This window comes from Streptomyces sp. NPDC014891 (assembly GCF_043081085.1).
In the GTDB taxonomy this organism is placed as follows: domain Bacteria; phylum Actinomycetota; class Actinomycetes; order Streptomycetales; family Streptomycetaceae; genus Streptomyces.
In genome coordinates, this window is sequence record NZ_JBIBWF010000009.1 from 83,878 (window position 1) to 104,487 (window position 20,610).

The 20,610-nt window shown below is 73.1% G+C and carries 16 protein-coding genes; 12 read left to right on the forward strand and 4 right to left on the reverse strand.

What is annotated here, in order from left to right:
- Positions 1-118: 118 nt before the first annotated feature.
- The 4 genes from ACF09E_RS25005 to ACF09E_RS25020 all read right to left on the reverse strand — a co-directional run bounded on the left by ACF09E_RS25005 (position 119) and on the right by ACF09E_RS25020 (position 5,613).
- The gene (locus ACF09E_RS25005; RefSeq protein WP_392207205.1) at positions 119-2,539 is read right to left on the reverse strand and encodes a DUF3488 and DUF4129 domain-containing transglutaminase family protein; all 2,421 of its coding nucleotides are present in this window, start codon (positions 2,537-2,539) and stop codon (positions 119-121) included.
- Entirely contained in the window at positions 2,536-3,888 is a 1,353-nt protein-coding gene (locus ACF09E_RS25010; RefSeq protein ID WP_392207207.1) for a DUF58 domain-containing protein, read from the reverse strand. Before ACF09E_RS25010 ends, ACF09E_RS25005 begins: the two co-directional genes overlap by 4 nt.
- On the reverse strand, positions 3,888-4,904 hold the full coding sequence (locus ACF09E_RS25015; RefSeq protein ID WP_361860816.1) for a MoxR family ATPase: 1,017 nt from the start codon (positions 4,902-4,904) through the stop codon (positions 3,888-3,890). Before ACF09E_RS25015 ends, ACF09E_RS25010 begins: the two co-directional genes overlap by 1 nt.
- A 145-nt stretch (positions 4,905-5,049) precedes the next feature.
- The gene (locus ACF09E_RS25020) at positions 5,050-5,613 is read right to left on the reverse strand and encodes a beta-class carbonic anhydrase (protein ID WP_392207209.1); all 564 of its coding nucleotides are present in this window, start codon (positions 5,611-5,613) and stop codon (positions 5,050-5,052) included.
- A 327-nt stretch (positions 5,614-5,940) separates the two neighbouring features.
- Here ACF09E_RS25020 and rsmH point away from each other — a divergent pair, with 327 nt between their 5' ends.
- From rsmH to pgeF, 12 genes are all read left to right on the forward strand, one after another.
- Entirely contained in the window at positions 5,941-6,897 is a 957-nt protein-coding gene (gene rsmH / locus ACF09E_RS25025; RefSeq protein ID WP_392207211.1) for a 16S rRNA (cytosine(1402)-N(4))-methyltransferase RsmH, read from the forward strand.
- A complete protein-coding gene (locus ACF09E_RS25030; RefSeq protein ID WP_392207213.1) occupies positions 6,894-7,427 on the forward strand; it encodes a septum formation initiator family protein in 534 nt (177 codons plus the stop codon). Before rsmH ends, ACF09E_RS25030 begins: the two co-directional genes overlap by 4 nt.
- An 8-nt stretch (positions 7,428-7,435) precedes the next feature.
- Complete coding sequence (locus tag ACF09E_RS25035; RefSeq protein ID WP_392207612.1) at positions 7,436-9,418, forward strand: peptidoglycan D,D-transpeptidase FtsI family protein; 1,983 nt, start codon at positions 7,436-7,438, stop codon at positions 9,416-9,418.
- A gap of 16 nt (positions 9,419-9,434) precedes the next feature.
- A complete protein-coding gene (locus tag ACF09E_RS25040) occupies positions 9,435-11,123 on the forward strand; it encodes a UDP-N-acetylmuramoyl-L-alanyl-D-glutamate--2,6-diaminopimelate ligase (protein WP_392207215.1) in 1,689 nt (562 codons plus the stop codon).
- A gap of 4 nt (positions 11,124-11,127) precedes the next feature.
- A complete protein-coding gene (gene murF / locus ACF09E_RS25045; protein WP_392207217.1) occupies positions 11,128-12,552 on the forward strand; it encodes a UDP-N-acetylmuramoyl-tripeptide--D-alanyl-D-alanine ligase in 1,425 nt (474 codons plus the stop codon).
- Positions 12,549-13,619: a phospho-N-acetylmuramoyl-pentapeptide-transferase gene (gene mraY, locus ACF09E_RS25050; RefSeq protein ID WP_231075098.1), complete on the forward strand. Its 1,071-nt coding sequence runs from the start codon at positions 12,549-12,551 to the stop codon at positions 13,617-13,619. The genes murF and mraY overlap by 4 nt, the downstream gene beginning before the upstream one ends.
- The gene (gene murD / locus ACF09E_RS25055) at positions 13,601-15,040 is read left to right on the forward strand and encodes a UDP-N-acetylmuramoyl-L-alanine--D-glutamate ligase (protein ID WP_392207219.1); all 1,440 of its coding nucleotides are present in this window, start codon (positions 13,601-13,603) and stop codon (positions 15,038-15,040) included. The genes mraY and murD overlap by 19 nt, the downstream gene beginning before the upstream one ends.
- Before the next feature lie 55 nt (positions 15,041-15,095).
- The gene (ftsW, locus tag ACF09E_RS25060) at positions 15,096-16,436 is read left to right on the forward strand and encodes a putative lipid II flippase FtsW (RefSeq protein WP_361853940.1); all 1,341 of its coding nucleotides are present in this window, start codon (positions 15,096-15,098) and stop codon (positions 16,434-16,436) included.
- Positions 16,437-16,442: 6 nt separating this feature from the next.
- Positions 16,443-17,537 carry an undecaprenyldiphospho-muramoylpentapeptide beta-N-acetylglucosaminyltransferase gene (gene murG, locus ACF09E_RS25065; protein WP_030314515.1) on the forward strand — a complete coding sequence of 365 codons (1,095 nt, stop codon included), beginning with the start codon at positions 16,443-16,445 and terminating at the stop codon, positions 17,535-17,537.
- A 28-nt stretch (positions 17,538-17,565) separates the two neighbouring features.
- On the forward strand, positions 17,566-18,381 hold the full coding sequence (locus ACF09E_RS25070; RefSeq protein ID WP_392207221.1) for a cell division protein FtsQ/DivIB: 816 nt from the start codon (positions 17,566-17,568) through the stop codon (positions 18,379-18,381).
- Positions 18,382-18,659: 278 nt separating this feature from the next.
- Positions 18,660-19,877, forward strand: coding sequence for a cell division protein FtsZ (ftsZ, locus tag ACF09E_RS25075; protein WP_392207223.1), 1,218 nt, complete (start codon positions 18,660-18,662; stop codon positions 19,875-19,877).
- Positions 19,874-20,602, forward strand: coding sequence for a peptidoglycan editing factor PgeF (gene pgeF, locus ACF09E_RS25080; protein WP_361853932.1), 729 nt, complete (start codon positions 19,874-19,876; stop codon positions 20,600-20,602). The genes ftsZ and pgeF overlap by 4 nt, the downstream gene beginning before the upstream one ends.
- Positions 20,603-20,610 lie beyond the last annotated feature (8 nt).

Here is a 20,610-nt window from a genome sequence, read left to right on the forward strand (position 1 = left end):
GGCCCTGTCGGAGCCGGTGCCCACGCGGACGCGGGGTGGGGAGCGGTCAGGCTCCGGGTGGGGAGGCGAGCCCGGCGTCGTGGTGCGGCCCGGGGGTACCGCGGGCCGCACCACCACGTCAGGGCGACGTGCGGGGGTGGCGGAGGCGGGTTCGGAGGGTTGCGCGTCGCGCCGACCATCTCGTCGTCGTCTCCGACCACCACCCCGCCACGGCCCACCGCACCCGCGCCGCGGACCGCGGCGCCAGCAGGGCGAGCAGCCGGGTCCGGCGGTCCGCCGCCGCGTGGAAGCCGGCCCGGATCCGGGCCGCCTCCTCCGCCAGCCCGGACACCGGCCGCGGGTTCGGCGCGTACAGCGCCTCCTCCACCGCCCCCGCCACCCGGTGCACGGCCTCCGCCGCCTCGCCGGGCAGCCCGCCCCGGTCGACGATCCGGGCCGCCGTCCGCCGCGGCGTCTGCGACTCGTCCGGCTCGACCCCGTGGTCCCAGGCCGTGTCGACGATCTCCTGCCAGACCGCGAGGGTCCGCGCCGCCGTCTCCTCGGGGCCGCGCGCCCCGCCCGCCCCGGCGGGGGCGAGCCGGCGGGCCCGTACCCGCCGCCGCCACAGCAGCGGCAGCAGGGGGACGGTGAGGACCGCCAGGACGCCGACGACGGTCAGCGCCACCGTCAGGGGGTCGGGGCCCCCGCCGGACGACTCCGCGCCCGCCACGGCCTCCTCGGGACCGCAGTCGCCGAGCCGGCGCTCCTGCGGCGTGCAGCTCTCCGAGGCGCTCGGCGCGGCGGACGGCTGCGCCGAGGCGCTCTGCTGCGGCTGGGCGGGTCCGGTGGCCGTACCCGAGGGCGTGCTCTCCTGCGTGTACGAGGGGGTGGAGCCCCGGGAGGGGGTCGGCTCGAACCGCGTCCAGCCCGCACCCTCGAAGTACAGCTCGGGCCACGCGTGCGCGTCCCGGATGCCGACCGAGACCGAGCCGTCGGTCTGCGTCGTTCCCGGCATGAAGCCCACGGCCACGCGCGCCGGGATGCCCAGCGAGCGGGCCATCGCCGCCATCGAGAAGGAGAAGTGGACGCAGAAGCCCTCCTTGTCCTTCAGGAAGCGGGAGATCGCCTGCACACCGGTGCCGGACTCGACGCCCACGTCGTAGCGGAAGCCGCCGTCCCGGGCGAACCAGTCCTGGAGCCTCACCGCCTGCTCGTAGTCGTTCCGCGCGCCGGAGGTGACCCTGAGCGCGGTCGCCTTCACGTCGGCGGGCAGCGAGGCCGGGACCCGGGTGTACTCGCGGCGCAGCCGCTCCGGGGCCTCCCCGGCGGCGGCCAGCTGCTCGGACGTGGGCTGGACCTCCAGGCTGGACACGGTGTAGCGGGCGCCGCGGGTGGTCTGCTTGTCGTCGCCGACGAGCATCCGGCCCGCCGGCTCGTACCGCCAGCGGCCGTCGATGTCGACGCGGCCCGCCGGGTACGGCATCGGCAGCCACTTCTGCTCGTACCCCTCGGAGGCCACGAAGTTGCTGGTGACCTCGGTGATCCGGACGCTCCGGGAGAGCCCCTCCGGCCAGGGGAGCTGGCGCGGGACGGCCTCGATCGGGCGGACCGAGGACTTCCACGAGGTGCCGTCGAACTGGTCGAGCGCGACGAGCCGCAGATACAGGCCGGAGGTGTCGCGGGCGTTGGTCCGGTAGCGCAGCACCTCCCGGTCCTCCTGCTGGCGCAGGTTGTCCTGGAGGGAGACCAGCGGGTTCACGGCCGAGATGGTGCCGCCCCGGCCCTCGCCGCCGGTGCCCTCGCCGGCGCCGCCGCCGATGAGGCCGCCGGTGAGACCGGGCAGCGCGAAGGGGACGACCAGGGCGACGCCCATGGCCACGGCGCCGATCCGGCGGCCGGTGCGGGCCGGGGCGAAGGTGGGGCCGCCGGCGGCGACGGCGGAGCCGGGCCGGCCGGAGCGCTGGGCGCCGCCGAAGACCCGGCCCCACTGCGAGAGCCGGTCGCGGCCCTCGGTGAGGAGGAGCAGCAGATAGCCGGAGGCCGCGAGGAGGAACCAGAGCCAGCCGGCCCCGCCGCCGGAGAGACCGGCGGCCACCGAGTACAGGGCGAGCAGCGGGAGTCCGGCGGGCGCCGCCTTCCGGAAGGTGACCGCGAGGGTGTCGACCATGAGGCCGATGGCGACCACGCCGCCGACCAGCATGAGCCGGATGCCCTCGGTGTCCGGCGCGGGGATCGCGTACCGGCCGACGTCCGCGGCGCCCGCCGCGAACAGGTCGGCGGCGTGCGTGAGGGCCTGCGGCCCCGGCAGGAACAGCAGGACCGCCTGTTCGCGGGCGAAGATCGCGGTCAGCGCCAGGAGCGCGACGACGAGCTGCGCGAGCAGCGTCAGCGGGCGGGCCAGCGGCGCCCGCCGGGCCAGCGTGCCCACCCCGCTCACCAGGGCGAGGACGAACGCGGCCGTGAAGATCCAGGTGGCCGGCCTGACCAGCGGCAGCAGCGCCCCGGCCGCCATCAGGGTGGCCGCCCAGGCGGCCAGGGTCAGCCGTGCGCGCCCGCTCATGACCATCCTCCGTAGGTGTCGGCCGCGGCGGACTCGGCGCGGACGCCGGCCGCCTGCTGCCACAGGTCCGCCAGCTTGGCCCCGGGCGGGACGACCAGCGCCGTCCAGCCCGCCTCGCGCAGCTTCCGCACCCGGTCCTCGACGGCCCCGGCGACGGCGCCGCCGGTCAGCCACGTCCCGGAGTCCAGGACGAAGGCGACGGCCGCGCCCGCGCGGTGGCGCATCCGGGCGGCGAGGGCCGCCTGCTCCTCGTCGAGGTCGCCGACGAAGGCGACGAGCAGTCCCTCGTCGCCGCCGCGCAGCAGGTCGGAGGCGCGGGACAGGCCGCCGCCCTCGGAGTGGTCGACGACCGCGAGGGTGTCCAGCATCAGACCGGCGGACTCGGCGGAGTCGGCCGCTCCGGCGAAGCCCTCGGAACCCTCGCCGGCCACCGAGGTGCCCGTGTCGGTGACGAGCCGGACCGCGTAGCCGCGCTCCAGCATGTGGACGAGGGCGGAGGCGGCGCCGGAGACCGCCCACTCGAACGCCGAGTCGGGTCCGGATCCCTGGTAGGCGATCCGGCGGGTGTCGAGGAGGACGGTGCAGCGGGCCCGCTGCGGCTGCTCCTCGCGACGGACCATCAGTTCGCCGTAGCGGGCGGTGGAGCGCCAGTGCACCCTGCGCAGGTCGTCGCCGTGCCGGTAGGCGCGCGGGATGATGTCGTCGTCGCCGGCGAGGGCGAGCGAGCGCTGATGACCGTCGCCGTACCCCGAGGCCTCGCCGACGAGCTTCACCGGGGGCAGCGCCTCGGTCCTCGGGATGACGGTGAGGGTGTCGTACGCGCTGAAGGAGCGGGTCAGCTCGCACATCCCGAAGGGGTCGTTGAGCCGCAGCTGGAGCGGCCCCAGCGGGAAGCGGCCGCGCAGGTCCGAGCGGACCCGGTAGGACACCTCGCGCCGGCCGCCCGCCTCGACCCGGTCGAGGACGAAGCGCGGGCGGGGGCCCAGCATGTACGGCACGTGGTCCTGGAGCATCAGCAGCCCGGTCGGGAGCTTCGAGACGTTCTCCATCCGCAGCTGGACCCGGGCCTCGGAGCCCGCCTCCACCCGCTGCGGCGTCAGCCGGCGGGAGGCCGCGACCCGGTAGCGGGTGCGGTGCAGCACGAGGACGCAGATCAGCGGCAGCGTGGCGAGCAGCAGCCCGACGCGCAGCAGGTCGGCCTGGCCGAGGACGTACGCGCAGGCGGCGGCCGCCACTCCGGCGGCGAGGAAGGAGCGGCCCCGGGTGGTGAGGCCGCCGAGGGCGGCCCGCAGACCGCCCCGGTCGTCCTCGTCGCCCCGCTGACCATCCGGCGCGGCAGCGGTGGTCATCACAGCCGCCGGGCGCCGGGCTGCTGGCCGTAGTGCGGTCCGGCGGGCGGGGCCGCGGCCGGGACGGGGGTGCGCTGCAGGATGTCCTGGACGACCTGCTCGGCGGTGCGGCGGTTCAGCTGGGCCTGCGCCGTCGGCAGCAGGCGGTGGGCGAGGACGGGCGCGGCGAGGGCCTGGAGGTCGTCGGGCAGGACGTACTCGCGGCCGCTGAGCGCGGCGGAGGCCTTCGCGGCCCGCAGCAGGTGCAGCGTGGCGCGCGGCGAGGCGCCGAGCCTCAGGTCGGTGTGGGTGCGGGTGGCGGCGACGATGTCGACCGCGTACCGGCGCACGGCGTCGGCGACGTGGACCGCGCGGACCGCCTCGATCAGCTTGAGGATGTCGTGGGCGTGGGCGACCGGCTGGAGGTCGTCCAGCGGGGAGACCGAACCGTGCACGTCGAGCATCTGGAGCTCGGCCTCGGCGCTCGGGTAGCCGATGGAGACCTTGGCCATGAAGCGGTCGCGCTGGGCCTCGGGCAGCGGGTAGGTGCCCTCCATCTCGACCGGGTTCTGCGTGGCGACCACCATGAACGGGCTGGGCAGCTCGTAGGTCTGCCCGTCGACGGTGACCTGGCGCTCCTCCATCGACTCCAGGAGCGCGGACTGGGTCTTGGGCGAGGCGCGGTTGATCTCGTCGCCGATCACGATCTGCGCGAAGATCGCGCCCGGCTTGAACTCGAACTCGCGGCGCTGCTGGTCGAAGATCGACACGCCCGTGACGTCCGAGGGCAGCAGGTCGGGGGTGAACTGGATGCGGCGCACCGAGCAGTCGATGGACCGCGCCAGCGTCTTGGCCAGCATCGTCTTGCCGACGCCGGGGACGTCCTCGATGAGGAGGTGTCCCTCGGCGAGCAGCACGGTCAGCGAAAGCCGTACGACCTCGGGCTTGCCCTCGATCACACTCTCCACCGATCTGCGCACCCGCTCCGCGGTGGTGGTCAGATCAGTGAGGCTCGCTCGATCGTCATAGGTGGTCACCCGGCCCTCCTCGGCCTTCCGGAACACGGACACCTGCCCCCGTGGGATCTGCGGAGGGTGTCGTACCCGAGCATTCTTGTTCGCACGGCCGGGTCGTGTCACTTGCGTGCGGACAACTGCGAGGGAAATGCCGGTCTTCAGGCGTTTACGCCGGGGCGGCGGCCGGGCCGGGAGCGGGGTCGATCTCCCGCAGGAGGCCGGTGGTCACGTCGAAGACGAACCCGCGGACGTCGTCGGTGTGGAGGAGGAACGGGGAGGTCCGCACCCGCCGCATGGACTGGCGTACGTCCTGGTCGACGTCGCGGAAGGCCTCGACGGCCCAGGCCGGGCGCTGGCCGACCTCCATCTCCAGCTCGTGCCGGAACTCCTCGGTCAGGGACTCCAGGCCGCAGCCGGTGTGGTGGATCAGCACCACGCTGCGGGTGCCGAGGGCCCGCTGGCTGATGGTGAGCGACCGGATCACGTCGTCCGTGACGACCCCGCCCGCGTTGCGGACGGTGTGGCAGTCGCCGAGTTCGAGGCCCAGCGCCGCGTGCAGGTCGAGGCGGGCGTCCATGCAGGCGACGACGGCGACGCCCAGCACGGGACGCGCGTCCCTCCCGGGATCGCCGAACGACGCGGCGTACCGCTCGTTGGCCGCGACGAGCCGGTCGGTGACGGTGGAGCCGGCGGCCGGGGCGCCGGCGGAGGGGTGCGCGGAGGTCGACATGGCACCGACGGTAAGGGGCACCGGCCGCCCGGACCCGCGGTGAGAACGGACAAAGGACCCCATCGGGTACCGCTGTGAGCCAGTCCACAGGCCCGGGAGACCCGGCCCCGGACGGGCGGGCCGTCCGGGACGTCCGCCGGCTCCCCGGCGCCGTGCGACGCGCCAGCCGGTTGATTGACCGGCGGGTCCCGTGGACTAAAGTGACGCGGAGTTCACGGAGACAACGAGCGACTTCCGCGGTTTCTCCCCCCGTGTGTGCGGCGGTACCTACGGCTCGGCCTCCTTACCCGCTCGCCCGTACCTCCGCGCCGGATCTGAGAGGGCGCATTGAGCAACGACCGACACGTCCCGGTCATGCTCCAGCGGTGCCTGGACATGTTGGCCCCCGCCCTGCGGCGCCCCGGCGCGGTCGTCGTCGACTGCACCCTGGGACTCGGCGGCCACAGCGAGGCACTCCTGCAGCAGTTCCCCGAGGTGCGGCTCGTCGCCCTCGACCGGGACAAGGAGGCCCTGCGGCTCTCCGGCGAGCGGCTCGCCCCGTACGGGGACCGCGCCACCCTCGTGCACGCCGTGTACGACGAGCTGCCCGAGGTCCTCGACCGGCTCGGCCTCCCCTCCGTCGACGGCGTCCTCTTCGACCTGGGCGTCTCCTCCATGCAGCTGGACGAGGCCGACCGCGGCTTCGCCTACGCGCAGGACGCCCCGCTCGACATGCGCATGGACCAGACGACCGGCATCAGCGCCGCCGAGGTCCTCAACACCTACGCGCCCGGCGAACTGGTCCGCATCCTCCGTGCCTACGGCGAGGAGAAGCAGGCCAAGCGGATCGTCTCGGCGATCGTCCGCGAGCGTGAGAAGGAGCCGTTCAGCAACAGCGCCCGGCTCGTCGACCTCATCCGCGACTCCCTGCCGCAGGCCGCCAAGCGCACCGGCGGCAACCCGGCCAAGCGCACCTTCCAGGCCCTGCGCATCGAGGTCAACCGCGAGCTCGACAGCGTCGAGAAGGCCGTCCCGGCGGCCGTGAAGGCGATCGGCGTCGGCGGCCGGGTCGTCGTCCTCTCCTACCAGTCGCTGGAGGACCGGATCGTCAAGCAGGTCTTCGCGGCCGGTGCGGCCACCACCGCGCCGCCCGGCCTGCCGGTCGTCCCCGAGAAGTACCAGCCCCGACTGAAGCTCCTCACCCGAGGCGCCGAACTGCCCACCGAGGAGGAGGTCGCCGAGAACCGGCGCGCCGCCCCGGCCCGGCTCCGGGGCGCCGAGCGGATCCGGGAAGACGTCCTGTGAGCACGGCGAAGGGGCCGCTCAAAGGACGGGCCGCGCGGCTCGGACGGCTCATGCCGTCGGGGCCGAGCTCGGCCGCCCGAACCCCCTTCGTCCTGCTGGTCGTCGTCCTCCTCGGCGGCGGCCTGATCAGCCTGCTCCTGCTGAACTCCGCCCTCAACCAGGGGTCCTTCCAGCTCAACGAGCTCAAGGACCGGACCACCGAGCTCACCGACGAGGAGCAGGCGCTCCAGCGCGACGTCGACGACTACGCCGCGCCCGACGCCCTGGAGCGGCGCGCCCGCGAGCTCGGCATGGTCCCCGGCGGCAGCCCCGCCTTCCTGGGACCGGACGGCAAGGTGCTCGGCGAGCCCTCGCGGGCCGCCGCGCCCAAGCCCACCCCGACACCGGTCCCCACGCCGCCCCAGGCCCCCGCCGCCGTGAACCCGGCCGGTCCCGACCCGGCCCGGACGGTGCCGGCGGCCACCCCCGCGCAGTCCGCGCCCGCGGGCGCACCCGCAGCGCCCCCCACCCCGACGACCTCCGGCAGGTGACCCGCACAGTGCCCCCCAAGGAGCCCCCGCGCCGCCGCGTCCCCGGACCCGCCCGGCCCGCGCGCCCCCGGCCCGCCTCCGCCGGGGCCCGCACCTCCCGCCCCGCCCCGCGCCCCGCCGCGAAGCGGACCGCGCCCCGGCCGCCGGCCCGCCGGCCGCGCACCATCCGGCTCGGCAGCCCCCGGCCCCGGCTGCGGCTGGTCTCGCTCGGCCTGACGCTGGTCATGACGGCGTTCGTGGTGCGGCTGCTCCAGGTCCAGGCCGTCGACGCCAGCGCGTACGCGGCCAAGGCCGACAAGTACCGCTTCCAGGAGTACACGCTCTCCGCCGAGCGGGGCGAGATCACCGACCGCAACGGCATCGCGCTCGCCGCCAGCGTCGACGCGTACGACATCACCGCCGACCCCCAGCTCTTCACGCCCGAGTTCGCCAAGGTGCCCGACGCCCCCGAGCAGGCCGCCGCGCTCCTCGCCCCGCTCCTCGGCAAGCAGCCCGCGGAGATCGCGAAGAAGCTCCGCACCCCCAGGTCCCGGTACACCCTCCTGGCCCGCAAGCAGACCCCGCAGGTCTGGAACCAGATCAAGGACCTGCGGCGGGTCTACGGCCAGAAGGCCCAGCCCTCCGCCGGCGGCACCGGCGTCAACCTCCTCGGCGGCATCCTCAGCGAGCCCAGCACCAAGCGCGTGTACCCGAACGGCGAGCTCGCCGCCGGGATACTGGGCTACGTCAACGCCGAGGGCAGGGGAGCGGGCGGCGTGGAGTCCATGCTGGACCCCGAACTCGCCGGCAAGGACGGCAAGATCCGCTTCACCCAGTCCGGCGGCCGCCAGGTGCCCACCGCGGGCTCCCAGGGCACCCCCGCCGTCCCCGGCTCCGACATCGAGCTGACGATCGACCGGGACATCCAGTGGGCCGCCCAGCAGGCCATCACCGAGCAGGTGGCGAAGTCCAAGGCCGACCGGGGCTACGTCGTCGTGCAGGACACGAAGACCGGCGAGGTCCTCGCCATGGCCAACGCCCCCGGCTTCGACCCCAACGACCTCTCCGCCGCCAACGCCGCGGCCATGGGCAACGCGGCCCTCCAGGACGCCTACGAGCCCGGCTCCACCAGCAAGGTCATGTCCATGGCCGCCGTCCTGGAGGAGGGCAAGGCGGCCCCCGGCACCCACGTCACCGTCCCCAACCGGCTCCACCGCGGCGACCGGCTCTTCAAGGACGACATCGACCACCCCACCTGGTACCTGACGCTCAACGGCGTCCTCGCCAAGTCCAGCAACATCGGCACCATCCTGGCCACCGGCCAGCTCGGCGCCACCCAGGCCGAGTCGAACAAGGTCCTCCACACCTACCTGCGCAGGTTCGGCATCGGCAGCCCCACCGGCCTGGACTACCCCGGCGAGACCGCCGGCATCCTGGCCAAGCCGCAGGACTGGTCCACCTCGCAGCAGTACACGATCCCCTTCGGCCAGGGCCTCTCCGTGAACGCCATGCAGGCCGCCTCCGTGTACTCGACCATCGCCAACGGAGGCGTACGCGTCGAGCCCACCCTGGTCCGCGGCACCAAGGGACCCGACGGGCGCTTCACCCCGGCGGACAAGCCCGGGGAGACCCGCGTCGTCAGCGAGCGGACCGCCAAGACCCTGGCCCAGATGCTGGAGTCCGTCGTCGACGACCGGGAGGGCACCGGCACACGGGCCGCCATCCCCGGCTACCGCGTCGCCGGCAAGACCGGCACCGCCAACCGCGTCGACCCCGAACTCGGCCGCTACAAGGGCTACACCGCCTCCTTCGCGGGCTTCGCCCCCGCCGACGCCCCCCAGGTCACCGTCTACTGCGCCATCCAGAACCCCACCAAGGGCAGCTACTTCGGCGGCCAGATCTGCGGCCCCATCTACAAGAAGGTCATGGAGTTCGCCCTCAAGACCCTCCGCGTCGCCCCGACGGGCAGCGACCCCGCCCGACTGCCGGTCACCTTCGAACCCACCCCGTGACACTCCGGGAGCACCAGTGACAACGATCACCCCCCATTCCGGGAACCGGAAATCGAACTCCGGCGAGGCCCCGGGCTCTTTTGGCCCCCCGCAGGGTGCGCCCGGTACGCTCACCGCCGTGCCACACGCTGATCAGTACCGAACCGCCCCGCCCCGGCCGGAGCAGGCCCGCCCGACACCCCTGGGCGACCTGGCCGCGCAGCTGGGGGTCGACGCCCCCGGAACCGCCGAGATCTCCGGGATCACCCACGACTCCCGGGCCGTGCGGCCGGGCGACGTCTACGCGGCCCTGCCCGGCGCCCGCGCCCACGGCGCGGACTACGTCGCCCAGGCAGCCGGACTCGGCGCCGCCGCGATCCTCACCGACCCGACGGGCGCCGAGCGTGCCGCCGCCACCGGCCTGCCGGTGCTGGTCGTCGACGACCCGCGGGGCCGGATGGGCGAACTCGCCGCCGAGATCTACGGGCGCCCCGGCGCCGACCTCCTCCAGATCGGCATCACCGGCACCTCCGGCAAGACCACCACCGCCTACCTCGTCGAGGGCGGACTGCGCGGCTCCGGACACCACACCGGGCTCGTCGGCACCGTCGAGATGCGGATCGGCGACGAGCGCATCAAGTCGGAGCGCACCACCCCGGAGGCCACCGACCTGCAGGCGCTCTTCGCGGTCATGCGCGAGCGCGGCGTCGACGCGGTCGCCATGGAGGTCTCCAGCCACGCCCTCGTGCTCGGCCGGGTCGACGGCTGCGTCTTCGACGTCGCCGTCTTCAACAACCTCAGCCCGGAGCACATGGAGTTCCACACCGACATGGAGGACTACTTCCAGGCGAAGGCCGGGCTGTTCACGCCCGCGCGCAGCCGCCTGGGCGTGGTCAACCTCGACGACGCCTACGGCCGCAGGCTCGTCGACGAGGCGACCGTCCCGGTCGTCACCTTCTCCGCCGAGGGCCGCGCCGACGCCGACTGGCGCGCCGAGGACCTCGTCCTCGGCTCGCACGACTCGACGTTCACCGCCGTCGGACCCGCGGGGGAGCGGATCTCGGCCACGGCCCCGCTGCCCGGACCGTTCAACGTCGCCAACACCCTGGCCGCCATCGCCACCCTCGCCGTCGCCGGCATCGACCCCAAGCGGGCCGCCGAGGGCGTCGCCGCCGTCCCCGGCGTACCGGGCCGGCTGGAGCGGGTGGACGCGGGCCAGCCGTACCTCGCCGTCGTCGACTACGCGCACAAGACGGACGCCGTCGAATCGGTCCTGCGCTCCCTGCGCGAGGTCACCGAGGGCCGGCTGCACGTGGTCATCGGCTGCGGCGGCGACCGGGACACCACCAAGCGCGGCCCGATGGGCGCCGCCGCCGCCCGTCTCGCCGACACCGCCGTCCTGACCTCCGACAACCCCCGCTCCGAGGATCCGCTCAAGATCCTCGCCGCCATGCTCGCGGGCGCCGCCGAGGTGCCCGCGGAGGACCGCGGCGACGTGCTCGTCCTCGCCGACCGCGCCGCGGCCGTCGCGGCCGCCGTCGCCCGCGCACAGCCGGGCGACACCGTCCTCGTCGCGGGCAAGGGCCACGAGCAGGGCCAGGAGATCGCCGGGGTCGTACGCCCCTTCGACGACCGCCAGGTCCTGCGCGAGGCCATCGCCGACCGCTCGCACACCCGGGGTTCCGCGCCGAGCGGAACAGCAAGCCACCAGAACAGTCAGGGATGAAGCAGTGATCGCCCTCTCCCTCGCCGAGATCGCCGAAATCGTCGGCGGGCAGGCGCACGACATACCGGATCCGGACGCCCGGATCACCGGGCCCGTCGTCATCGACTCCCGCGAGGTGCGGGCCGGCAGCCTCTTCGCGGCCTTCGCCGGTGAGCACGTCGACGGACACGACTACGCGGAACGCGCCGTCGCGGCGGGTGCCACGGCCGTGCTCGCCGCCCGCCCCGTCGGCGTGCCCGCGATCGTCGTGGACGACGTCCAGACCGCCCTCGGGGCCCTCGCCCGCGCCGTCGTCGAACGCCTCGGCACCGACGTCGTCGCCCTCACCGGATCGGCGGGCAAGACCTCCACCAAGGACCTGATCGCCCAGGTCCTCGAACGGCACGCGCCCACCGTGTGGACCCCCGGATCGCTCAACAACGAGATCGGCCTGCCCCTCACGGCGCTCACCGCGACCGACGAGACCCGGCACCTGGTCCTGGAGATGGGCGCCCGCGGCATCGGCCACATCCGCTACCTCACCACCCTCACCCCGCCCCGCATCGGCCTCGTCCTCAACGTGGGCTCCGCCCACATCGGCGAGTTCGGCGGCCGGGAGCAGATCGCCCTGGCGAAGGGCGAGATGGTCGAGTCGCTCCCCACCGAGGCCGAGGGGGGAGTGGCGGTCCTCAACGCCGACGACCCCCTCGTCCGCGCGATGGCGAGCCGCACCAAGGCCCGCGTGACCCTCTTCGGCGAAGCGGACGAAGCGGCCGTACGTGCCGAGAACGTCCACCTCACAGCGTCCGGACAGCCTTCTTTCAGGCTTCACACACCCACCGGGTGCAGCGACGTGACCTTGCGCCTGTACGGTGAGCACCACGTGTCGAACGCGCTCGCAGCGGCCGCCGTCGCGCACGAGCTGGGCATGCCTGTCGAGGAGATCGCCACCGCGCTCTCCGAGGCCGGCACCCTGTCGCGCTGGCGCATGGAGGTCACCGAGCGTCCGGACGGCGTGACGATCGTCAACGACGCCTACAACGCGAACCCCGAGTCCATGCGAGCCGCCCTGCGCGCGCTCGCGGCCATGGGCAGGGCCGCACAGGCCCGAGGGGCTCGTACGTGGGCGGTGCTCGGCAAGATGGCCGAGCTCGGTGACGCATCGCTCGTCGAGCACGACGCGGTCGGACGGCTCGCCGTCCGGCTCAACGTCAGCAAGCTCGTCGCGGTCGGGGACAGGGAAGCGTCCTGGCTGCAACTGGGCGCATATAACGAGGGTTCGTGGGGTGAGGAGTCGGTGCACGTGTCCGACGCGCAGGCGGCTGTCGATCTATTGCGCAGTGAGCTGCGTCCGGGGGATGTCGTCCTCGTGAAGGCGTCCAGGTCGGTCGGCCTCGAACAGGTCGCCCTGGCGCTCCTCGACACCGAGGGCGAGGTCGTCGTCCGATGAGGCAGATCCTCTTCGCGGGGGCCATCGGGCTCTTCCTGACCCTGATCGGCACCCCGCTGCTGATCAAGCTGCTCGCCCGCAAGGGATACGGGCAGTTCATCCGCGACGACGGCCCCCGCGGCCACGCCGGGAAGAAGGGCACGCCCACCATGGGCGGCATCTCCTTCATCCTGGCCACGCTCATCGCGTACGCCCTCGCCAAGGTCATCACCGGCGAGCCCGTCTCGTACTCCGGCCTGCTCGTCCTCTTCCTGATGGCGGGCATGGGACTCGTCGGCTTCCTCGACGACTACATCAAGATCGTCAAGCAGCGCTCGCTCGGTCTGCGGGCCAAGGCGAAGATGGCCGGACAGCTGATCGTGGGCATCGCCTTCGCGGTGCTCGCGCTCCAGTTCTCCGACTCGCGCGGGCTCACCCCCGCCTCCGAGAAGCTCTCCTTCATCACGGACTTCGGCTGGACCATCGGCCCGGTGCTGTTCGTGGTCTGGGCGCTCTTCATGATCCTGGCCATGTCCAACGGCGTGAACCTGACGGACGGTCTGGACGGCCTGGCCACCGGCGCCTCCGTGATGGTCTTCGGCGCGTACACCTTCATCGGGCTCTGGCAGTTCCAGGAGTCCTGTGCGAATGCCATGACCCTGACCAACCCCAACGCCTGCTTCGAGGTGCGCGACCCGCTCGACCTCGCCGTCGTCGCCTCCGCGCTCATGGGAGCCTGCTTCGGCTTCCTCTGGTGGAACACCTCGCCCGCCAAGATCTTCATGGGCGACACCGGCTCGCTCGCCCTCGGCGGCGCCCTCGCGGGTCTCGCCATCTGCTCCCGTACGGAGCTCCTGCTGGCCCTGCTCGGCGGCCTGTTCGTCCTGATCACGATGTCCGTGGTCATCCAGGTCGGCTCGTTCAAGATGACCGGCAAGCGCGTCTTCCGGATGGCGCCACTCCAGCACCACTTCGAACTCAAGGGCTGGTCCGAAGTCCTGGTCGTCGTCCGGTTCTGGATCATCCAGGGCATGTGCGTGATCGTGGGCCTGGGCCTCTTCTACGCGGGATGGGCAGCGGACAAGTGACGGAACAGCTCGACTGGCACGGCAAGAAGGTCACCGTCGCGGGACTCGGCGTCTCCGGCATCCCGGCCGCCCGCGTCCTGCACGGCCTCGGCGCGCACGTGACCGTCGTCAACGACGGCGACGACGAGCGCTCCCGGGCCCAGGCCGCGGAACTCGGGGCGGAGGGCATCACCGTCCGCCTCGGCGACGGGGCCACCCTGCCGTCCGGCACCGAGCTGATCGTCACCACCCCGGGCTGGCGGCCCGACAAGCCCCTCTTCGCCGCGGCCGCCGAGGCGGGCGTGGAGATCTGGGGCGACGTCGAGCTCGCCTGGCGCCTCCGCGGCCCCGGAGCGGCCCCCTGGCTCGCGGTCACCGGCACCAACGGCAAGACCACGACCGTGCGGATGCTCGCCTCGATCCTGGAGGCGGCCGGCCTGCGGACCGCCGCCGTCGGCAACATCGGCGTCTCGCTCCTCGACGCCGTCCTCGGCGACGAGGAGTACGACGTGCTCGCCGTCGAACTCTCCAGCTATCAGCTCCACTGGTCGCCGTCCGTCCGCGTCCACTCGGGCGCCGTGCTCAACCTGGCGCCCGACCACCTCGACTGGCACGGCTCCATGGAGGCGTACGCCGCCGACAAGGGCCGGATCTACGAGGGCAACCAGGTCGCCTGCGTCTACAACGTCGCCGACAAGGCGACCGAGGACCTGGTCCGCGAGGCCGACGTCGAGGAGGGCTGCCGCGCCATCGGCTTCACCCTCGGCACCCCCGGCCCCTCCGAACTCGGCGTCGTCGAGGGAATCCTCGTCGACCGGGCCTTCGTCGAGAACCGGCAGAAGAACGCCCAGGAGCTCGCCGAGGTCGCCGACGTCCAGCCGCCGGCCCCGCACAACATCGCCAACGCCCTGGCCGCCGCGGCCCTGGCCCGCGCCTTCGGCGTCGACGCCAAGGCCGTACGGGACGGCCTGAAGGCCTTCCGGCCCGACCCGCACCGCATCGAACTGGTCGAGGAGGTCGCGGGGATCGCGTACGTCGACGACTCCAAGGCCACCAACACCCACGCCGCCGAAGCCTCGTTGGCCGCCTACGACCCGATCGTCTGGATCGCCGGCGGCCTCGCCAAGGGCGCGACCTTCGACGAGCTCGTCCAGAAGTCGGCCAAGAGCCTCCGCGGCGCCGTGCTGATCGGCGCCGACCGCGCCCTGATCCGCGAAGCCCTGGCGCGACACGCCCCGGAGGTACCGGTGGTGGACCTCGAACGGACCGACACTGGGGCGATGTCCGAGGCGGTCCGCGAGGCGACCCGGCTCGCCCGCGCGGGGGACACGGTGCTCCTCGCCCCGGCCTGTGCCTCGATGGACATGTTCACCAACTACAACAAGCGCGGCGAGGCCTTCGCGGACGCGGTCCGCGCCCTCGCCGCCACCGGGGACGCCTGACCCGACCCGTGGCAGGGTCCGGCGGGACCGGGCACGACCGGAGGGGGCAGCGACCATGCCGAGCAAGATCGCAGGGACACGCGGGCCCTCCGCCGTACGCGGCGGGGGGCGGGCCGCGGCATCCCCGGCACGCCCCCGAGGCGGAGGGCTGCGACGGCTCCACGAGCGGGCGCGGAGGGCCTGGGACCGGCCTCTGACGGCCTACTACGTGATCATCGGCGCGGGCATGCTCATCACGGCCCTGGGGCTCGTGATGGTCTATTCCGCCTCGATGATCACGGCGCTCCGCTACGAGCTGGTGCCCTCGTACTTCTTCCGGAAGCAGTTCTTCGCCGCCCTCCTGGGCACCGGACTGCTGCTGATCGCCTCCCGCATGCCGGTGAAGCTGCACCGGGCCCTCGCCTACCCCATCCTGGTCGGCGCGGTCTTCCTGATGGTGCTCGTGCAGATCCCGGGGATAGGGCACTCCGTCGGAGGCAACCAGAACTGGATCTCGCTCGGCGGCCCCTTCATGCTGCAGCCCAGTGAGTTCGGCAAGCTCGGGCTGATCCTCTGGGGCGCCGACCTGCTCGCCCGCAAGAACGACATGCGGCTGCTGACCCAGTGGAAGCACATGCTGGTGCCGCTGGTCCCCGGCGCGTTCATGCTGCTGGGGCTCATCATGCTCGGCGGCGACATGGGCACCGCGATCATCCTCACCGCGATCCTCTTCGGGCTGCTGTGGACCGCCGGAGCCCCCACCCGGCTCTTCGTCGGGGTGCTCGTGGTGGCCGGCGCCCTCGGGGCGCTGCTCATCCGGACGAGCCCGCACCGCATGGACCGGTTCCAGTGCATCGGCGCCTCCGACCCCGGCGGCGAGGGGGCCCCCTGCCTGCAGGCCGCGCACGGAATCTATGCTCTGGCGTCGGGTGGATGGTTCGGTTCCGGACTCGGTGCGAGCGTCGAGAAATGGGGCCAACTGCCCGAGGCGCACACCGACTTCATCTTCGCGGTCACCGGTGAGGAACTGGGTCTCGCGGGGACGCTGTCGGTACTCGCCCTGTTCGCGGCTCTAGGCTATGCGGGTATCCGCGTGGCCGGAGGCACGGAGGACCCCTTCGTGAGGTTCGCCGCGGGAGGCGTGACCACCTGGATCACGGCGCAGGCCGTGATCAACATCGGTGCGGTGCTCGGTCTGCTGCCGATCGCCGGTGTCCCGCTCCCGCTGTTCTCCTACGGTGGGTCGGCCCTGCTGCCGACCATGTTCGCCGTCGGGCTCCTCATCGCCTTCGCGCGACAGGAACCCGCCGCGAAAGCGGCCCTGGCCATGCGCCGCCCCGGATGGGGCAAGCGGGTCGGGGTGAGATGGAAGTCGATGCGACGGCGCGTCAAGAAGCGCCCGTCCGGAGAGCGGTGAATTTCGGTGCATGTCGTACTCGCCGGCGGGGGGACCGCCGGCCACATCGAGCCCGCGCTGGCCCTCGCGGACGCCCTGCGGAGGCAGGACCCCAGCGTGGGAATCACGGCGCTCGGCACGGAGAAGGGTCTGGAGACCCGGCTCGTGCCCGAGCGGGGCTACGAGTTGGCCCTCATCCCGGCCGTACCGCTGCCCCGCAAGCCCACCCCCGAGCTGATCACCGTTCCCGGGCGGCTGCGCGGCACCATCAAGGCGGCCGAGCAGATCCTGGAGCGCACCAAGGCGGACTGCGTGGTCGGCTTCGGCGGCTACGTGGCGCTGCCGGGCTACCTGGCGGCCAAGCGCCTCGGGGTGCCGATCGTGGTCCACGAGGCCAACGCCAGGCCCGGCCTGGCCAACAAGATCGGTTCGCGGTACGCGGCCGGGGTCGCCGTCGCCACCCCGGACAGCAAGCTCCGCAACGCCCGTTACATCGGCATTCCGCTGCGGCACACCATCGCGACCCTCGACCGGGCGCGGGTGCGCCCCGAGGCGCGCGCCGCGTTCGGGCTCGACCCCAACCTGCCGACGCTCCTCGTCTCGGGCGGCTCCCAGGGCGCCCGGCGGCTCAACGAGGTGATCCAGCAGATCGCCCCGGTGCTCCAGCGCTCCGGCATCCAGATCCTGCACGCGGTCGGCCCGAAGAACGAAATGCCGCGCGTCGACAACATGCCCGGAATGCCGCCCTACGTGCCGGTACCGTACGTGGACCGGATGGATCTCGCGTACGCCGCGGCCGACATGATGCTCTGCCGCGCGGGCGCCATGACCGTCGCCGAGCTCTCCGCCGTCGGGCTGCCCGCCGCGTACGTACCGCTGCCGATCGGCAACGGCGAACAGCGGCTCAACGCCCAGCCGGTGGTCAAGGCCGGAGGCGGACTCCTCGTCGACGACGCGGAGCTGTCGCCGCAGTGGGTGCAGGGCAACGTCCTGCCCGTACTGGCCGATCCGCACCGGTTGTACGAGATGTCCCGCGCCGCCGCCGAGTTCGGCCGCCGGGACGCCGACGACCTGCTCGTCGGCATGGTGTACGAGGCGATCGCCGCGCGCCGACAGGCGTAGCGCGGCGGCTGAGGGCAGGAGACGCACCGTGGCAGCCGGACCGACGACCGCGGAGAAGAGCGGCGCGAGCGAGTCGAAGAGGTCGTCGAGGGGCTCGTCGGACGGTCCGTCCCGCGAGGGCGCCCGGAACCGCAGGTTCCGGGCGCCCGGCGCCCGGGTGCTCCTCCTCGCCCTCGCGGTCCTGCTGCTCACGGCCGGCGGCCTCTGGGCGCTCTACGGCTCGAACTGGTTCCGTGTGGAACGTGTGAAGACTTCCGGAACCTCGGTCCTGACCCCGCGGGAGATCGAGGCCGCCGCGGCCGTCCCGATGGGCGCCCCGCTCGTCACCGTGGACACCGAGGCCATCGAGGCGCGCCTGCGCAGGGGTTTCCCGCGGATCGAGTCGGTGGACGTCGTCCGGTCCTGGCCGCACGGAATCGGGCTGAAGGTGACGGAACGGAAGCCCGTTCTCCTCATCGAGAAGGGCGGGAGGTTCGTCGAAGTGGACGCAACCGGAATGCGGTTCGCCACCGTGGACACCGCGCCCCGCGGCATCCCCCGGCTCGTCCTCCACAGCGCGGCCTCGCCGAGCCTGCGCCGCTTCGGCGCGGACCGGCTGCTCCGCGAGGCGGTGCGCGTCCGGGGTGAACTCCCGGCGGAAATCGCCCGGGACACTCGTGTCGTGCGCGTCACCTCGTACGACTCCGTCACTCTGGAGCTGACCAGGGGGCGCACCGTCTTCTGGGGCAGCGGCGAACACGGGCCCGTCAAGGCCCGCGTCCTCACCGCGCTCCTGAAGGCCACTCCCAAAGCGGGGCACTTCGATGTAAGTGCCCCCACGGCGCCCGCCTCGTCCAGGAGTTGACGGGTATCACCCCTGGCCAGCACCCTGGTTGGCCAGCGCTACGGGTGATCACATAGGGTGAAAAGAAAAACGGGAGGTTCGGCGTGTTCGTTGAACGTGCGCCACTTGTCGACTTAGTGTCCTGTTCGGAAGAGTCCAGCGAACAGAGACACTGGTAACCCTAAACTTCAACGTTAGGGTTTGGGTCGGCGTTTCGGACCGTCCCAATCGGCATCCGTCGGAGCGGCGCGACCAACCGCGCAGCGACGACACGTAACTCGAGGCGAGAGGCCTTCGACGTGGCAGCACCGCAGAACTACCTCGCAGTCATCAAGGTCATCGGTGTCGGCGGCGGTGGTGTCAATGCCATCAACCGAATGATCGAGGTCGGTCTCAAGGGCGTCGAGTTCATCGCGATCAACACCGACGCGCAAGCGCTGTTGATGAGCGACGCCGACGTCAAGCTCGACGTCGGCCGTGAACTCACCCGCGGCCTCGGGGCCGGGGCGAACCCGGCCGTCGGTCGCAAGGCGGCAGAGGACCACCGTGAGGAGATCGAGGAGGTCCTCAAGGGGGCCGACATGGTCTTCGTCACCGCCGGAGAAGGCGGCGGCACCGGCACCGGCGGCGCACCCGTCGTCGCCAACATCGCGCGCTCGCTCGGCGCCCTGACGATCGGCGTGGTCACCAGGCCGTTCACCTTCGAGGGCCGGCGCCGCGCGAACCAGGCGGAGGACGGCATCGCCGAGCTCCGCGAAGAGGTCGACACCCTCATCGTCATCCCGAACGACCGGCTGCTCTCGATCTCGGACCGCCAGGTCTCCGTGCTCGACGCCTTCAAGTCGGCCGACCAGGTGCTGCTGAGCGGTGTGCAGGGCATCACCGACCTCATCACCACCCCGGGCCTGATCAACCTCGACTTCGCCGACGTCAAGTCGGTCATGTCCGAGGCCGGTTCGGCGCTCATGGGCATCGGCTCCGCCCGCGGCGACGACCGCGCGGTGGCGGCGGCGGAGATGGCGATCTCCTCGCCGCTCCTGGAGGCCTCCATCGACGGCGCCCGCGGCGTGCTGCTCTCCATCTCCGGCGGCAGCGACCTCGGTCTCTTCGAGATCAACGAGGCCGCGCAGCTGGTCAGCGAGGCGGCCCACCCGGAGGCCAACATCATCTTCGGCGCCGTCATCGACGACGCCCTCGGCGACGAGGTCCGGGTCACCGTCATCGCGGCCGGCTTCGACGGCGGCCAGCCGCCGGCCCGCCGGGACAACGTCATCGGCTCGGTCTCCGCCAAGCGGGAAGAGCCGGCCCCGGCGCCCCGCCACGTCGAGACCCCCCGCCCGCTGGGCGGCCTCGGCACGGTCGCCCCGCGCGAGGAGCCGCCGGTCCAGGCTCCGGCCGAGCCCGCGCCCGCGGCCGGCGAGACCCCGCTGTCGCCCGCTCCTCCGGTCGTCCCGCCGGCCCGCCCGTACGCGGACAGCCAGGCCGAGGAGCTGGACGTCCCGGACTTCCTGAAGTGATAGGACAGCGCTTCGACGCGAACGGCGCGCACTTCGCCTTCACCGACCGGTGGGGCGGGGTGAGCGCCGTTCCGTACGAGGAGCTCAACCTCGGCGGAGCGGTGGGGGACAGCGCCGAGGCGGTGCGCACCAACCGGGCGCTCGCGGCCGGCGCCCTCGGGCTCGACCCCGCGGCGGTCGTCTGGATGAACCAGGTGCACGGCGCGGACGTCGCCGAGGTGCGGGGACCGTGGGGCACCGACGGCATCCCGTCGGTCGACGGCCTGGTCACCTCGCGGCGCGGACTCGCCCTCGCCGTCCTCACCGCGGACTGCGTTCCCGTCCTCCTGGCCGACCCGGTCGCCGGAGTGGCGGCCGCCGCCCACGCCGGGCGGCCCGGGATGGTGGCGGGCGTCGTGCCCGCCGCGGTCGCGGCCATGATCGAACTCGGTGCCGAGCCCGCCCGTATCGTCGCCCGCACCGGCCCTGCCGTCTGCGGGCGCTGCTACGAGGTGCCGGAGGCCATGCGGACCGAGGTCGCCGGGACCGAGCCCGCCGCCTGGGCCGAGACGAGCTGGGGCACCCCGGCCGTCGACGTCACCGCCGGAGTCCTCGCCCAGCTCGAACGCCTCGGGGTCGCCGACCGGCAGGCCAGTGCGGTCTGCACCCGGGAGTCCGGTGACCACTACTCGTACCGCCGCGATCGCACCACGGGGCGACTCGCGGGATATGTCTGGTTGGACTGAGAAGAGAC